Raw genomic sequence first — 15,779 nt, forward strand, 5'->3', positions numbered from 1 at the left:
TGGGCCAGCGGTAAAGCAGCATTTCGGCGGCTTCGCGGGTGCTCGAAACACTGACTTTGCCCGAGGACAGCAAAACGGTCACGGGCTCTTCGAACGTGCCGACATCTCGTTCGCAGGTCATATGCTGGTCTCCTTTCGCAAACCTCCCCAAGACTTTACCGGTGAACCATCCGTTCCGTTGCGTCACGTTTGTCCCGGTAGGCGAACATTGTGAGGATGGGCTTCGTCCACCCCCTCATGCCTCCTCTCATAACCGAGGGGGTCAGTTCTTCATCTCGTCAGGGGGTCAGTTTCTCAATTCGGGCGACAGGCGTGTCGGAGCGGCTCTTGTGCTTGAGGCCGGCTCGCGAGGAGCTATGGTCGGAATTGGGTGACGCGGCCGATCAGGCGGCGCGGTGATCCGGTGTCGCGGACTGTGCGACACCATTGGTGAATTTGACGCCGGCGATGTCTGAGCAGCTCAAGCGTAAGGCGACAGTATCGAGGTACCTGCACGGCGGGAGGCACGCAACGCTCGATGCGGATTTGCTGGAATGGATTATGCGGAGGCAGCTTCGAGTTGCCGCGCCGGCTCCTGGTGCGGCGCAGCATCTGTTCCCGCGCCAACGCCGGCCGGTCATGTTCCTTTAGGCCGAGCGCGGTGGCTTCAGTAAAGGCGTCGACAAATGCCAGCAGGCGTGTGGTCCGGTCACGGTGACGCCGGCGCTCACGGCCGATAACGTGCAGGCCGCTGTTGAGCGCCAGCAGGTGGGGCCGCGGTCTTGCGGCGCTGCCGCAGCATGCGAGCGACTAGAAGGGTGCCGAGCCAGGGTTGATGCTGGAGTGGACTGATGTCTTCCCAGGCGTCCGAGAGCATCGCAGCAACAGCACTTGATGAGATCGGTTATCGTGCTATATATGTAATCATCCTCACCAACCCAGCGGAGTGGAATATTATGGCACATACCAATGACACCTTTGAGCTATCGGGATTTGGCGCGCTCACCGGAACTCCGAAGGAGGTTGGTGACCAACTTGATCGGCTGACTGCGGAGCAAGTCATAGCGCTAACGTTCGAGCATGGGAGTGAACCCGCAGTTCGCGCCCTTGCGGACACGGTCGTCAGCATCGCGCCTCTGGTCCGTACCATCCTGATGAGTCGTCAACGTGAAGCCATTAACTTAATAATCGAGGCCCTGGTCCCTCAGGTGCCGCCCCCGCAGTACATGCTTGTCGAGGCGCGGATGACGGCCGAGGCGAGAAAGGCAGTGCTGGAGAGCGGCGATTGGCTGACCGCTCCCCAAATCGCCAAAATGGCTGGGTTCAGCACAAGCAACCTGAGTGCGCAGCCAAACAAGTGGAAGAAAGAAGGCCAGATCTTTGCAGTTCGGCATCGGGGCGTAGACTATTTCCCTGGGTATGCTCTGGATTCCGCCGCTGGATATCGGCCTATCAAAACGCTCGCTAAGGTTCTGAGCGTCTTACACGAGAAAAAGGACGACTGGGGGCTCGCCTATTGGTTTGCATCGGTCAATAGCTTCCTTGGGGGCAAGCGTCCGCAAGATGTGCTCCCTGCGCAACCCGAGCGCGTTCTTGCAGCCGCCGAGGATGAGTTGGTAGGCGCACTCCATGGCTAAATCAAAGATTGGACGGGGACCTGGGATTCCCGTTCCATCGCACGATTTGCAGGATATCATCACCCGAACGATATGGCCGGCGGACCAAGTTATCCATCGTATCCATTTGAATCTCTATGCCGGCGTCGAGTTCAATCCAGGCCTGAAAGGCAATGCCCGTTTCAGCCCGATCAAGAATGCAACTGGGGCCAATATCCCAACTCTGTACGGCGGCACGACCTTTGACTGCGCGGCGATGGAAACCGTCTTCCACGATGTGCCATTCGCGCCGGGCCTGAAGACCTACGACAAGGTGAAACTGGCGGATCAAGTCTATTCGCAGGTGGCGCCGCAGGGCGAATTGGTCTTGGCTGATCTGAGCGTCACAGCGCTGAGGAAACTCGGCATCAAGCGCAGCCAGATCATCGACACCGAGAAGGACCGCTACCCAGCAACACGCCCCTGGGCTGAAGCCATTCACGTACAATGCCCAGATATCCAGGGACTTTGCTGGATTTCTCGGCAGGACGACCGGGCTCTCGCCGTGATGCTGTTTGGCGATCGAATTCCGGCAAGGACGTTGGTGCAGTCCGGCGTGTCGCTCGATTTGACCGGGAATTCTGACGTCTATTCCGAATTGCTCGAACTCGCCGATCGTATCGGCGTAAAGATCGTAGGCATCAGCTTCTGATGGCGGGACAGGAGATCATGGCAATTCTGGGGGCAGCAACGAGGTAGTCGCTGACCTCCCCAGCCGCGCCTTCCGGCAACCGTCTGATCAGAGTGTGCCGTTGCGGTCATGGCCGCGCCGAAGGCGGAGGGCCGGTTGCGGGTAAAAGCCGTCCGTATGCGCCGTGCACCGTGCGCTGGCGGCTGTCGAGCTGTTCGACGTGATTCAATGGCGCGGTTTGCGCGGAAATTTTGCAGCCCCGGGGCCTGCAGAGCGCGATCAAACTGGCGGTGCGCGCCAGGCCCGTCCGCGGCCGCAAGAGCAGGAAGGCTGTGACCGCCGATATTCTGGCCGCCCTCTTGAAACATGCGCCGGTGACCGTCTCGTCGACGTCGGGGATAGCGCGATTCTCATCACGGCCTTCGCCTGCAGCGGCCGGCGTCGCAGCGAAATTTCTGCTCTTCGCGTCGAACAGCTGGTCGACGAAGACCCGGTTCCGGCCGATCCCAACGCTCCCGGCGGCGATAAATTGCCGTGCCTGTCGATACGGCTCGGCCGCACAGAGACGACGCAAGCCGACAGCGACGCTTTCGTGCTGCTCGTCGGCCGGCCTGTGCTGGTCTTGAAGGACTGGCTGGAACGCGCCAGGATCAGCGACCGCGTCGTGTTTGGCGGCATCGACCACTGGGGCAATCTCGAAGCGCGCGTCCTGACGCCGCAGGCCGTCAATCTGATCCTGAAGCGGCGCACCGCCGAGGCCGGGCGCTCGATCCGGAAGCCTTCTCCGCCCACAGCTTGCGCTCCGGCTATCTCACCGAAATCGCACGCCGCGGTATTCCGCTGCCCGAAGCCATGCAGCAGTCGCAGCATCGCTCCGCGCAGCAGGCCTCAAACTATTACAATGACGCGGAACGCACGCTCGCGGGCGGCGCGGATAATCGCCTGAGTCGCAATTCGATCCGACCCTTGCGGCGTTAGCTCCAGACAATTGGTTCCGAGGCAGCCGGCCTTCCGGATCGATCACCTTGACCTGGTGCGGGAGCCCCTCGCCCCAGCTCCATAGCACGAGGTTCTGATCGGATGTGCCGGCACCTGGGGCGAAGCTGGGCACGAGAATGCCGAACTTGCCTTCAGCAACCAAGCGGTCGTGGATGCTCCATGACGGCGGCCGTTTGCCATCGGCGAGAAAATCCATCCAGGCACAAGCCATATCTTCGAACTGGGCGTCGGCCTGGCCTTGCGCCGTCCTCAGATCGACAATGTCGCCCCCGAAACCGGCCAAATGCACGCACAACGTCCAGTTCTCTCGATCGGCCGCCCATTGGCGATCCCCGCGTCTCGACGGAGGATCGGGCGACCGACGTCCGACGAGGTCAAGGTGGCTGGCTGCCGCCTCGCCCACCAGGAGCACGGCTCCGGCGCCTCGCCCTCCCGGCCGGTGCTGGCGAAGCTGATGCGCGAGATAGCCGTATGTGGGACACGCCGCTATGCGATATAGCGCCCAGAATCTCCAGGGTCGCCGCCGGCGATAGCCTGCCAAGACGGTCACCCACGCTTGCCGTGGGCACCCGTAATGGAAACGATGGCGGGCGCTACCGTGACGAACAGGATATAATGCTCACCGGCAGCAAGCTGGTTGAGGAAGGCCCCACCGTCATGAAGCCAATGAACGAAGAGCACCTTGCGGTCCTACGCAGGCACATGGTCGAGATGATTGCAATCCATACCGACCTTGCAAGCGAAGAACTCGGCAAGGCAGCGCTCGATGAGCGGGTGATGGCGGCGATGCGGCGAGTGCCGCGGCATCGCTTCGTGCCAGCCTCGGTTGCACCTTATGCCTACCAGGACATGCCGCTGCCGATCGGCTTCGATAAAACCGTCTCGCAGCCATTCATCGTCGCTCTCATGACCGATCTCCTCGCTCCCCAACCGCACGAGGCGGTCCTCGAGATCGGCACTGGCCTGGGCTATCAAACCGCAATCCTCGCGGAACTCGCCGGGCAGGTTTGGAGCGTAGAAATCATCGAGGAATTCGTAAGCCGTGCGGAGGCTCTCCTGCAGGAGCTAGGCTTATCCAATGTCGGCATTCGTGTCGGAGACGGGTCTCGCGGCTGGCCCGAGCACGCCCCATTCGACAAGATCCTGGTCACGGCGGCGGCTGAGCAGACACCGCCGGCTTTTCTGAAGCAACTCAAGCCGGGGGGACGGCTGGTTCTGCCTTTGGGATCTAAAGAAGCACAGTTTCTGACTGTCATCGACAAGGATGCGGCAGGGCAGCTCGAGACCCGGAAACTCATCCCGGTTCGGTTCGGCCGGCTCGAAACCGTCTAGTGAGGTGCGACAACTAACGCGACCGCGCTTTTCCACCGTCAATCAGATGCCAGCCTTCCGCGTTTCTTCGCCCTTTGTGAACGCGAGAAACAACACCGTCGCAGACTTGTGGAACGCTTATCCGCAGCGTGGCCTGAGTTAACTGCGACATACGGCGCCAGCATAGTCTGCTGAGGAAGCGCAGTCTTCGGCGGCCTCGCCTGCGGGCGAATGCCTGTCCGCGGGATTTCCTCACGACCGAGGTGCAAAATGATTCCGCGACATCTGTCATTATGCACGACGACACGCGCGTCGAGGAGGCCCGCCATACGGCCCTCGATACCACACTTCTGCAGGCCTTGCCGTGGATCGTCTCGCTCAAGCGGGGAGACTTAACCACCTGATGCTTGCAACACCTTGATCTAAACGCAGTTTACCTCATTCAAACAGACGAGGACATTAGGCCACCCCTCCCCTACGGTAAGAGGTCGTTCGGCCGACTTTATCCGGGAGAAACTATTGTAGTCGTATGGAAATAAAATCAAACGCGCCGATTCTTCATGCAGACACTATTGGAGTTCATGTGCTCGCATCCCATAGGGGGAACGTTGTCGAAGGACGAGTGGGGGAACAACGATTTTCTCGGTGTTACCGCAAAAACCTATAAACCCCATTCGGTGATATGCCGCCAGGAAGACGACAACGGTGAGATATTCATTGTAAAATCGGGTTGGGCTATACTTTATCACGCGCTGCCAGACGGAGAGCGGCAGATCATAGACACTCCCCTCAAGGGGGACGTTGTCGGTTACCGTGGTTTGGACGGACCCCGTCTTGCGTCGCTGGCGTCCATAACCGAACTAGCTGTCTATGAAATTTCCAGTAAGGAACTGGTCGAGGCGATCCTGTCGGACGGCCGAATCGGGAAGAAGATCACCTCCTCGCTGGCGCGCCTGAACGCCATCCTTGCCGAACATCTGATAAATACCGGGCGGCGGAACGCGATGAGGCGTACCGCCCATTTCCTGCTCGAGTTGGAAGAGAGGCTCTCCATGGTTGAGCTGTCGGTTGATGGAAGATATGAGTGTCCTCTTGCCCAGCATGAACTGGCCGACATCCTCGGAATGACCACGGTTCACGTCAACCGAACGTTAAGGGAGCTCCGCAAGGCCGATCTCGTCTCTTTCAAGTCAGGCCATGTAGAGGTGATCAACCGCAAGAAGCTGGTCGAAACAGCCGGATTCGACAGCGAGTACCTCAGGTAGCGGCTATCTCTCTTTGAACGCCAGCGCATGGACGCCAAAATGAAAACGGTCGTTCCGTCGCCGGAACAGTTCGAGACGACATTTATGGAGGGCTGGTCGTGCGCAGGACGCCTGACGTCTCGACGACAGCGGTATCCGGCTCGATGCGGTCGACGGTTGGGCCGAGCGGAACGCAACCCGTTCGTGCTGACCAAGTGTGACAAGGGAGATCATCGTGGCCGCGGCAACTCGGCCTATCGCGCGAGTGCGGCGTGCTGCCAAATTATGCGCAGAGGGCCGCTTACCAAGGCCTGCTCGATTAAAGTGGGGAGCCAATGCTGCCAGCACTGTCCCCCGACAATGTCAACGGCACTTTCGGCGGTTCTGGTCTGCCGATGAAATGTCGGAGGCACACGCTGATCCAGATTCGGCTGTCTGCTGGGCTGAAGATGGCTGGGTGTCCAATGCATGCGCCTTTCGCACAGAATCCAGCCCTTTGGGTCCAGCTTGGCATCGGTTCCCTGAAAATTACCAAAAAAGCAATCTATGTTAGAGACTGCTTATAAATAACCCCTACACTTACCCCACGCTGGGTATCACTGGGGGTTGGGGAACTGACAACGACGCAAATGGGGTAATCGAGTCTCGACCCTTCAAAACGCGCAGTACCAAACTTTCACTGCGAGAGAATGCGGAAATCATGTCGGCCAGCGCAAGACGGCTTGTGTGGGAAAGAGGGAGTATTGACATGGGTGCCACGGCAGGACTGCACAATTGTAATTCGGCCAGTCAGTCAGAAGTTCCGTCCGGCGGGCCGGGAATCGACCAAGGGCAGACAGGCAGGGAATGCCTCCTCATCTTGGACGGAAGGGCTCTGGACCGCGAGTGTCTCGCATCGGCTCTCGTGGACCACGAACTCGGCATGGATGTCGCCGCCTTGGCGTCCGTCGAGGAATGGCGCGTCAGAAAGAGATCGGCCCCTCCCCTTGCAGCCATACTCTTCAACCTTGGCAGTCGGAAGGTCACCGATCGTGGCATCGCTGACGAGATCAGGCATATTTCGGGCGAGTTCAAATCAGTCCCTGTGGTCGTCCTGGCCGACACCGAAGACCTTGCCCAGATACTGACCGCTCTCGAATGCGGTGCACGCGGTTACATTCCGACCTCTGTTGCAATCAATGTCTGCGTCGAGGCCATCAACCTTGCGGCAGCGGGAGGCATCTTCGTGCCGGCGAGCAGTGTCATTGCTATGCGGCACCTGATAGATTCGGGCAGCCGCGACACGCAGCCTTTGGCAGGCATGTTCACGCTTAGGCAGGCCGAGGTTGCGCAAGCGCTCCGGCGCGGCAAGGCGAACAAGATGATCGCCCACGAACTGAATTTACGCGAAAGCACGGTGAAGGTCCACATCCGCAATATCATGAAGAAACTAAAGGCGACCAACCGCACGGAAGTCGCCTGCAAGGTCAACGACCTTCTCGCAGAAGGAACTCTGGCTGAGTAGTGAGCCCAAGCGCCCAAGCGTAACACTTCCCAACTTGCGTGAGTCCCGCAGCCGCATTCTATTGCTGAACGTCCAAGGGCGGAATCGGCAGCTGAACTGCTGTCTAGCCAGACCTCGATCGTATCGAAAATCTTGTGCTGGCCCTTGATCGGGAACGAGGCTTCGGAAAGTGAATGCACCAGCCAAAACGAAGCTCTGTCGCAGGTCAGATAGGAGGACGATTGTCGAAAACGAGGTATGCATTTTTTGCTTCAAGTAGATCATGCCGATGGTGAGATTCCTGAGGTACCACCGTATCGTTCCCCGGCGCGCCGTTGCCAGTCGGTGGAGTAAGCATACCATGATTCATCGCCCAAACTGCAGCCTGTGTTCGGTTGCGGACTCGAATCTTTCTAAGTATGGCTTTGACGTGTACCTTCACCGTAGCTTCGGCAATGTTGATTTGGCGCGCGATCGCTTTGTTTGACTCCCCTTGGATCAAGCGGCACAGAATACAGTTTTCGCGATTCGACAAAATTACCAGTTCTTGATCGCTACTCTCCACTTTACTTTCCACCTTTGGTAACTCATAAGCTATCGGTTCATCTTTCGAACCTTGCCTTATATCTTGAATAATCATCGAAGTTTCCGCAGGTAGTACCGTTTGCCCAACCATAACCAATTCGAGGGCTTTGATGAAGGTGTCGTAAGCAGCGATCTTTGTCAGATACCCGTCAGCCCCCGCACGAAAGGCTGAGACTATATCGGTCGTGCGACAGTGATCAGCTAGCGCAACGACATGGCTGGCTGGGTAAATCGCCTTAAACTCAGCAATCTGCGCGAATTCAGCTTCCGCATCAGCACCGCCGATATCTATGATTAGCAAGATCGACCGGTGATGCGGTAACGGCTTTTGCAGAAGATCGTTAACAGAAACCGTAGAGAAAAGAACGCGAAAATCTTCTTCATTCAGGATTCGACTAACACCTTCTCGAAGTAACTCGCTTGGCCCGACAAGCACGGTTACGAAAGATTGCCTTGTCATCATCGCTTCTCACCCGGCGCGATTGGTTACACGCGTCGATTAGGTGCTCCATGCGCCAACCGTACAGTTTTCTTTTTTTAACCTTACGCCAGGAAAGCCGTACACCAAAATACCCTCTTTAGGCGTAGGGCAGCATCATCGAGGCGTATCCCGAATCTTCAACCTGGGGCTTTTGGTCAAGAACCCGAGCTCGTGGTTTCAAAGCAAGCGAGACGAACGACAGTGAAAGACCTACGATCAATCCTGCGCCTGACGCATGAGCAAGGCCTCTCGGTGCGTGCGGTGTCGGAACGGCTGAAGATCAGCAAGACTTCGGTTTCGACCTATCTGTTGCGGGCGCGTGAGGCTGGCATCTCGGACTGGCCGCTTCCGCCGGGCTGTGACAATGACGTATCGCTTGAGAGGCTTCTGTTTCGCCGGGTTGGCCGTCCGCCGCAGGATATGGACGAGCCCGATTGGGCGATGATCGCGCGCGAGTTGAAGCCCAAGGGCGTGACGCTGACGCTGTTGTGGCAGGAATACCGTGCGGCGCATCCCGATGGTTATGGCTACACGTGGTTTTGCGACCGGTTCGGCGCTTTCCAGCGCCGGGCGAGCGCAACGTTCCGCAACCGCCACGAGGCGGGCGCAGTGATGCAGACCGACTATGCGGGCCACACCGTGCCCGTCGTTGATCCCGATACTGGCGTCATCTACCAGGCTCAGATCTTCGTTGCGGTGCTGGGCGCCTCGTCCTTCACCTTCGCCCATGCCAGCTTCAGCCAGAAGCTGCCGGACTGGATCGAGGGCCAGTGCCGGGCACTCGCCTTCTTCGGCGGGGTAACGAAGGCGATCGTCTGCGACAATCTGAAGGCCGGCGTCGCCAAGGCGCTGTGGTTCGAGCCGACGCTCAACCAGACCTTCGCCGCCATGGCCGAACATTACGACACGACGATCCTGCCGACCCGCAGCCGCAAGCCGCTCGACAAGGGCAAGGTCGAGGGGCGCGGTGCTGATCGTCGAGCGCTGGGTCCTGGCCCGGCTGCGCAACCGGCGCTTCTTCAGTCTCGGCGATCTCAACGCCGCAATCGCGGGGTTGCTGGAGGATCTCAACAACCGCCCCATGCGCCATGTCGGCAAAAGCCGCCGCGAACTGTTCGAGGAGATCGAGCGGTCGGCTCTGGCGCCGCTGCCGCCGGCGCCGTTCGAATATGCGGAGTGGAAATCGGCCAAGGTGCATCCCGACTACCATGTCGAGATCGACAGGACCTTCTACTCGGTGCCGCACGCGCTGATCGGGCGGCGCGTGGATGTGCGGCTCACCCACCGGGTGGTCGAGCTCTTCCATGATCACAAGCGCGTCGCCAGCCATGTCCGCCGCTCGCAGCGCTGCGGCCATGTCACCGTCAACGAGCACATGCCCAAGGCGCATCAGCGCTATGCCAACACGACGCCGGCGAACCTGATCCGGCAGGCAGCCGGGATCGGCGCCAACACCGCCATGCTGGTCGAGCGGATGATGCGCGACCGTCCCCATCCCGAGCAGGGATACCGCTCCGCGTTTGGCATCCTCTCGCTGGCCCGTCGCTACGAGCGGGATCGGCTCGAGGCGGCCTGCGCGCGGGCGCTGACCATCAATGCGATCACCTACTCCTCCGTCAACGCCATCCTCAAATCCGGCCTCGACCGCGTGCCGCCCGCGGCCGAGCCGGTCAAGCCCACGCCATCGCACACCAACATCCGCGGCGGCTCCTATTATCAATGAGGAAGGAAACCAACCATGCTGACACATCCAACCCTCGACCAGATGCAGGCTCTCGGCCTTGGCGGAATGGCCGCCGCCTATCGGGACCTGGCCGACCAGAGCAACGCCGACGATCTCAGTCGCGACGAGTGGCTTGGCCTGATGCTCGATCGTGAAGCCGCCAGGCGTGCCGACAAGCGTGTCACCAACCATCTCGCCGTTGCCAGGCTGCGCTTTGCCGATGCCTGCATCGAGAACATCGACTTCGCCGCACATCGCGGGCTCGACCGGCGCAATACGCTATCGCTCGCCCATGGCGCCTGGCTGAAGGCGCATGAGAACCTCATCATCACCGGGCAGACCGGCACCGGAAAGACTTGGCTGGCCTGCGCCTTCGGACGTCAGGCCGCCCGGCTCGATCATTCCGTGCTCTACCTGCGCACGCCACGTCTGTTTGAGGATCTCGCCCTGGCGCGTCTGGACGGCCGCTTTCCCCGTCTCATCGACAAGCTGGCTCGGGTGCAACTGCTCATCCTTGACGACTGGGGCACCCACAGCCTGACCGACCAGCCGCGTCTCGATCTGCTGGAAATCTTCGAGGAACGCTACCGCCGGAAATCGACGCTGATCACCGCGCAACTGCCAATCGCCCAGTGGCATGCCATGATCGGCGAGCCGACAATCGCCGACGCCATTCTATCGACCGGATCATCCACAACGCCCATCGCGTCACCCTCGAAGGCGACAGCATGAGAAAACAGAAACCACCGCCGCTCTTGACCGACGCCGAAAACGGCGAAATCAATCGCAAATGAGTTCAACCAGGCAACCGAGGGCCGACCACATCCAGCTGTCCGCGACTTAGTGAAACTGCTGTCCGCGATTTAGCGGAACGACTGTCCCGTTTTTGCGAAATGCGCAGAAAAGGAGCTTGTTCCTAGCGGCGCAGCAATGATTGAGGATCTCGTCGTAGTCCTTGAATATACGGTTGGAGAGCCCCTTGTCATGAATTGCCGCAGGTTTTCGACTGGGTTCAGTTCCGGTGAGCGCGCGGCACGAACATCAGAGTGATGTTGTCCGGCCGCGTCACTTGCGATCCGGCCTGATCAGGATCAGCACCGCATGCGCGCCGTCGTCGGCGCTCCGACTGATCTCGGCGAGGTGCTCCCGCATCGCCGCGGTATCGCAATAGGGCATGCCCTTCCGGAGGCAGACGGGCCGCTGGTCGAACCAGTGGGGGAATTTCACACAGTAGCTTTGCCAATTGCTGCGAGTCCAGCAAGGCTCGGTAGGTGTCTCCAGTTCGGCGATGTCGCGAAGGCGCGCACCGAATTGCGCCGCAAGCTACCGCCGCCACGTGACGAGTGCGGGAAGCCGTTGCAGTTGCTCACGCCGATGGCAGCGTGCAGGTCGGTCGGTAGTTGTAGCCGATTCAGGATAGCCCTCGTAGATCACCTGTTTCGAGCTGTGCCGGACCCGTGTCGGTAACGTTCATGCGTGCATGACCTTGTCTCCTGTCCTCGGGGTAAGTTCACACGTAATCCGACATACTAGACGACGTTTGCAATTCGACGTAGGCGCAAGCTTGAGCGCAACGCCAATCGCCCGGGAGAGTCTCAGTATAGCCTTATCAAGGCCGCATTATGGTCATGAACGTTAGCATTATATCCCATATGAAATTTCTGGTTGTATTGTCAGAATTTCGTTAAGACGATAGATCTTCGTTTTATTGCCCGTGAGTGTCTTTGTAGATACTTATAGAGATTACTGCTTAACTGGAGAAACACATGAGATCGATGAGTCGCTACAAGGAAATACTGCGAACACACTCGGAATGGTTGAACAACTTACGCGCGACGACGGAGGCAGCCGAGTGACGACCGAAGCTCCCATTTCCACCGTTTCCGCGTCGACGGCAACGACGCAGCCGGCGCAGGGTCTTACCTACACCACGACACCGATCCAATCGCAGTATGATGGCCAGGTGATTGAAAATCTTGACATCTACGTCACCAACGGGGACGCGGTCACGATTACGCACGACAATGTCATCCTGCGCAATTGTCTTATTCATCACGTCGAAGGTGACGGGGTGGTGGTATCGGGCGCAAACGGCGTCACGATCGAGAACACCGAAGTCATCAACGCCGACCCGCCGGCGGGAATCGACCCCGAGACGAGCCCGAACATCAACAACATCAACGCAGAAAACGCCTCGAACTTGACCGTTCATAACACCACAGTGCGGGAAGGCTCGACTGGCATCTATCTCGTGAACTCGCCCGGCGCGAGTCTTTCACACGTCGATGGCTACGACTTCCATGGCCCAATGCCGCGCGGTCAGTTCGTCCAGTTCAACAACTCGGGCAATAGTTCGCTAACCGACTTCTATGCCGTAAACGACGCCGGCAGTTCGCATCCGGAGGACATCGTCTCGGTATATGGCAGCCCGAATACGACGATCTCAAATGGGGTGATCGACGGTAACAACTCTCAGACCGGAGTGGCCGTCATGTTCGAGAACGGATCGACCGGCGGCAGGGTGGATCACGTTGACGCCATCCATCAGGGCAATGGCGCGTTCTCTTCCTACGCGAGCGATGTGACCTTCGATCACACGAGGTCGTTCGACGGTATCGATGAGGATCAAGGCCGCGGGCTTCCCTCGTCGAATGGACTGATCTGGAATGTAAGCTCCGGTGGGGTCAGCATCCTGAACTCGAGCTACACCAACCCTGGCAATCCCAACAACATCATTTGGGACGCGTCAAAGGCGGTCGTGGCCGACGTGCACGAGGATCCCACGGCGACCCCAGTGGCACACGTCGATAACCAGTTCACCTGGGACTACGCAGCGGATAGCTCGACCGGCACTGTCACGGACGCGAGCGTCACTTCCTCAATCACTGGCTCGACCGGGACTGACACTGGATCTGGAACCTGGACTGTCCCTCCTTCCGGCGACACCAGCGATGGGACCTTGTACGGCACCAGCGGCGCCGATGTATTGCATGGAACCAGCGGCCACACGATGATCGGCTATGGCGGCAACGACACCTACTATGTCGACAATGCCAACGAGAAGGTGGTTGAGGCAGTGGGCGGCGGCAACGACAGTGTGATCGCCTCGGTGAGCTATGCGCTTTCGGCCGGCTCGGAAATCGAGCATCTCGCCACCAACAACCCGTCCGGCACGAAGACGATGAGCCTCACCGGCAACGAGTTCGCCCAGACGATCGAGGGCAATGCCGGCAACAATGTCATCAACGGCGGGCTTGGCGCCGACGTCTTGACCGGTCACGGCGGCCACGATGCCTTCTCGTTCAATACTGCTCTTGGAGCCGGCAATGTCGACAAGATCACCGACTTCAAGCGCTCCCTGGACACGTTCCATCTCAGCGATACCGTTTTTGCCGGGCTTCAGCCGGGAGGGCTTCCATCCAAAGCTTTCTTTGTTGGTGCAGCCGCGCATGACAGTTCCGATCATATCATCTACAACAGTGAAACCGGGGCTCTCTCTTTCGACGATGACGGGGCCGGCGGCGCATCTCAAACGCAGTTCGCCACCCTCTCCCCACATCTGTCGCTCACCGCAGCCTCGTTCTTTGTGACCTGAAGGACTACGCGGGGAACCAATATCCCGCGAGGGGCTGCCCTGGCAAATAGGGACTGGATCACAGTACCTCAAAGCCATGATCCCGAACCGAAGGTCAGCGTACCAAAAAGGGGAGCCCGGTTTCGGAGAAGATCACGCTCATGGAGTTCCATCCCGATATCATCGGGATGGAACAGACTCGAGTTGTGAGCTTTCCGTAGTTCACGCGGACCGAACCGAGGAGACTGGAGTTACAGACTTTCAGCACTCACCGGAGGGTACTAAATCAATATTCACAAGAATGCCCGTCTGACGCCGTGGCGTCGAGAGGAACTGGCTCGTTCGGCCATCGAGCGACATCTTTCCCCCAAGCCTTGCGGCGCAGGCCTATGGTGTGTCGAAGCGAGCCGGCCTGTGAAGCTGGTCGATGTAGATCGGCGTCGTTTTGAAGAGAACATGCTCTTCAACCGGTCCATTCGCGAGAACATCGCGCTCGCCGATCCGGCTATCCCCATGGAGCGGGCATCGCTCGCCGGCGTTCACGATTTCATCCTGGGACTGCCCGCGGGCTATAACGTGTCGACTGCGTCATTGCCGGCGCCTGGGTCGCCGGCGTCGCGCGACATGGCTTCTCATCGAACGGATACTCTGATCCTCGAAGCAGCGGACGCCTCGGCACTGAGACAAGTTCGTGTAATTCCGAGTTTATCCATGCGGCATTACGATCCGGTCGGATCGCTAAAGGCTCAGATCTGCGTAGCGGGTCGGGAACAGCTCTATCGTCACTGCGAGCGAGCCGCCGATTCCGCATATGCGCCGCGGCAATAACATGCCGTCAGGCCGCTTTGGGAACGGCCGACGGTAGCGCCGGCGGCTCGGGATAGGCCCGCTGTTACGGTCATCGTGCACCGGTATCCCCGAGGAAGGGCTCGGTTAGTCCGTCAGCGCGGGCAAGCGCGGCGGCACTCTTCTTGCGTTATCCAAGTTTCTGCGCATGGCCATTCAAACGGCCATAATGGGAGTCGGTGCGTACCTGGCTATTAACCAGGAAATCTCCGGGGCGCGTCCTGTTTGCGGCGTCACTCATTATGGTCGGGCGCTTGCCCCGACGAGATCATGCAATGGAAAAGTATCGCGTCGGCGCGCAGCGCCCATGTGCGCCTGGAAAGCATATTCCAGGAGAACCCGCCGATTGCCGGACGCCTGCCTCTGACGCCGGCCGTCCGGCGCGCCCTCCATCCCAGACGGGCTGCCGCGGTGCCGGCGCTACGTTCGGGCCGACGAGCGACGGCAGCAACTAGTCACGATTGCCGAGACAAGTCGCCAACCTCGCCGAAGCTGGCGAAAAGCTGCACGTTGCAGATGACGTGCTCAACCGACCGAGCGCACCGCGGTCCGGGAGCGTTGTCGGCTTTAAGGTACACACGATAGGAGCCGTCGGTTCGCGCCGGCGAAACCTTGATGGAGATCATCCCTGATGACGACACTTGACCGTCCGGCGAAGAGTCGCCTGTCGACATCAACTCATCAACAATGTTGCCGAGGGCCTTCCTGCCGAGATGCGACTGCCTTCGTTCAAGGCTCGCTCGACGCCGGTCGCGATCGGCGAGGTGCAGACCGTTGCCGGCGGACGCGCCCCATGAGGAAGTGACGCGTGAGCCCTACTACGAATTGAAAGGTTCCGTGCAGGTCTCTCAGTTCCCCGAACAGGTCCGCGAGAAACTCAGGCCCGGTATGCCGGGATCAGGATAGACCGCAGAGACGAGGAACGGTCAGAACGACCAAAGCAACCATTCTAAGGATTTTGCCCAGGAGGACCAGAGTGGACGTGGCCCGTGTCGCCGAATCCATTCCCGGGACGCGCGCCATGCGATGCGGCAATAGCTTGCGAGTTTAAGCTCGTGCCAAGCAACAGAGCAATGGATGGAGGTGTTACAACAGCAAAACGCCCGGCGTTCTTTAGAAATTCTCGACGCGCCTGTTCTTCCGGCACCTGGCTGTCTGTATTTCCTTTGGAAGACTTCCCGCTCTTCATCGAAAGTACTCCTATCCTTGTGTAACAACTCCAACGCTCTAACTTGACATATGCCTTTTGTGCAGACAAGGCGCCATCA

11 protein-coding genes and 3 pseudogenes are annotated in these 15,779 nt (G+C 59.2%); 10 read left to right on the plus strand and 4 right to left on the minus strand.

Annotation, left to right across the window (positions count from 1 at the left end; all coding sequences use genetic code 11):
- Positions 1-354: 354 nt before the first annotated feature.
- On the minus strand, positions 355-747 hold the full coding sequence (locus tag NKJ81_RS28705) for a DUF1612 domain-containing protein (RefSeq protein ID WP_352542517.1): 393 nt from the start codon (positions 745-747) through the stop codon (positions 355-357).
- Complete coding sequence (locus tag NKJ81_RS28710) at positions 707-856, minus strand: DUF1612 domain-containing protein (protein WP_352502796.1); 150 nt, start codon at positions 854-856, stop codon at positions 707-709. The genes NKJ81_RS28705 and NKJ81_RS28710 overlap by 41 nt, the downstream gene beginning before the upstream one ends.
- On the opposite strand from NKJ81_RS28710, the gene NKJ81_RS28715 reads away from it, so the two are divergent.
- The 6 genes and pseudogenes from NKJ81_RS28715 (at position 831) to NKJ81_RS28745 (ending at position 7,323) form a co-directional block, all read left to right on the plus strand.
- Positions 831-1,616: a hypothetical protein gene (locus NKJ81_RS28715; RefSeq protein ID WP_352542492.1), complete on the plus strand. Its 786-nt coding sequence runs from the start codon at positions 831-833 to the stop codon at positions 1,614-1,616. The genes NKJ81_RS28710 and NKJ81_RS28715 overlap by 26 nt on opposite strands.
- On the plus strand, positions 1,609-2,286 hold the full coding sequence (locus tag NKJ81_RS28720; RefSeq protein WP_352542493.1) for an RES family NAD+ phosphorylase: 678 nt from the start codon (positions 1,609-1,611) through the stop codon (positions 2,284-2,286). The genes NKJ81_RS28715 and NKJ81_RS28720 overlap by 8 nt, the downstream gene beginning before the upstream one ends.
- Before the next feature lie 152 nt (positions 2,287-2,438).
- Positions 2,439-3,211 (plus strand): annotated as a pseudogene (locus NKJ81_RS28725) (tyrosine-type recombinase/integrase); the annotation flags it as partial.
- 710 nt (positions 3,212-3,921) lie between these two features.
- On the plus strand, positions 3,922-4,596 hold the full coding sequence (locus NKJ81_RS28735; protein ID WP_352473846.1) for a protein-L-isoaspartate(D-aspartate) O-methyltransferase: 675 nt from the start codon (positions 3,922-3,924) through the stop codon (positions 4,594-4,596).
- 587 nt (positions 4,597-5,183) lie between these two features.
- Entirely contained in the window at positions 5,184-5,840 is a 657-nt protein-coding gene (locus NKJ81_RS28740) for a Crp/Fnr family transcriptional regulator (RefSeq protein WP_352542494.1), read from the plus strand.
- Positions 5,841-6,567: 727 nt separating this feature from the next.
- A complete protein-coding gene (locus tag NKJ81_RS28745; RefSeq protein ID WP_352818814.1) occupies positions 6,568-7,323 on the plus strand; it encodes a LuxR C-terminal-related transcriptional regulator in 756 nt (251 codons plus the stop codon).
- 205 nt (positions 7,324-7,528) lie between these two features.
- On the opposite strand, the gene NKJ81_RS28750 is transcribed toward NKJ81_RS28745, so the two are convergent.
- Positions 7,529-8,350, minus strand: coding sequence for a LuxR C-terminal-related transcriptional regulator (locus NKJ81_RS28750; protein ID WP_352542495.1), 822 nt, complete (start codon positions 8,348-8,350; stop codon positions 7,529-7,531).
- A gap of 189 nt (positions 8,351-8,539) precedes the next feature.
- On the opposite strand from NKJ81_RS28750, the pseudogene istA reads away from it, so the two are divergent.
- The 4 genes and pseudogenes from istA (at position 8,540) to NKJ81_RS28770 (ending at position 14,493) form a co-directional block, all read left to right on the plus strand.
- Positions 8,540-10,091 (plus strand): annotated as a pseudogene (gene istA, locus NKJ81_RS28755) (IS21 family transposase).
- 15 nt (positions 10,092-10,106) lie between these two features.
- Positions 10,107-10,885: pseudogene (gene istB, locus NKJ81_RS28760) on the plus strand (IS21-like element helper ATPase IstB).
- 1,058 nt (positions 10,886-11,943) lie between these two features.
- Positions 11,944-13,686, plus strand: a complete 1,743-nt coding sequence (locus NKJ81_RS28765; RefSeq protein ID WP_352542496.1) for a right-handed parallel beta-helix repeat-containing protein — start codon at positions 11,944-11,946, stop codon at positions 13,684-13,686.
- Positions 13,687-14,079: 393 nt separating this feature from the next.
- Positions 14,080-14,493, plus strand: coding sequence for a hypothetical protein (locus tag NKJ81_RS28770; RefSeq protein ID WP_352542519.1), 414 nt, complete (start codon positions 14,080-14,082; stop codon positions 14,491-14,493).
- Between the two features lie 967 nt (positions 14,494-15,460).
- Here NKJ81_RS28770 and NKJ81_RS28775 read toward each other — a convergent pair.
- The gene (locus NKJ81_RS28775; protein WP_352542497.1) at positions 15,461-15,700 is read right to left on the minus strand and encodes a hypothetical protein; all 240 of its coding nucleotides are present in this window, start codon (positions 15,698-15,700) and stop codon (positions 15,461-15,463) included.
- Between the last annotated feature and the right edge of the window lie 79 nt (positions 15,701-15,779).

The sequence above is a fragment of the Mesorhizobium sp. M0018 genome (genome assembly GCF_040323955.1).
GTDB lineage: Bacteria > Pseudomonadota > Alphaproteobacteria > Rhizobiales > Rhizobiaceae > Mesorhizobium.

What these genes read in the sequence shown, in the direction of transcription:
- NKJ81_RS28710 (WP_352502796.1), bottom strand. Translation starts at nt 856, where the DNA reads ATGCTCTCGGACGCCTGGGAAGACATCAGTCCACTCCAGCATCAACCC.
- NKJ81_RS28775 (WP_352542497.1), bottom strand. Translation starts at nt 15,700, where the DNA reads ATGAAGAGCGGGAAGTCTTCCAAAGGAAATACAGACAGCCAGGTGCCG.
- NKJ81_RS28720 (WP_352542493.1), top strand. Translation starts at nt 1,609, where the DNA reads ATGGCTAAATCAAAGATTGGACGGGGACCTGGGATTCCCGTTCCATCG.
- NKJ81_RS28715 (WP_352542492.1), top strand. Translation starts at nt 831, where the DNA reads ATGTCTTCCCAGGCGTCCGAGAGCATCGCAGCAACAGCACTTGATGAG.
- NKJ81_RS28750 (WP_352542495.1), bottom strand. Translation starts at nt 8,350, where the DNA reads ATGATGACAAGGCAATCTTTCGTAACCGTGCTTGTCGGGCCAAGCGAG.
- NKJ81_RS28735 (WP_352473846.1), top strand. Translation starts at nt 3,922, where the DNA reads ATGAAGCCAATGAACGAAGAGCACCTTGCGGTCCTACGCAGGCACATG.
- NKJ81_RS28745 (WP_352818814.1), top strand. Translation starts at nt 6,568, where the DNA reads ATGGGTGCCACGGCAGGACTGCACAATTGTAATTCGGCCAGTCAGTCA.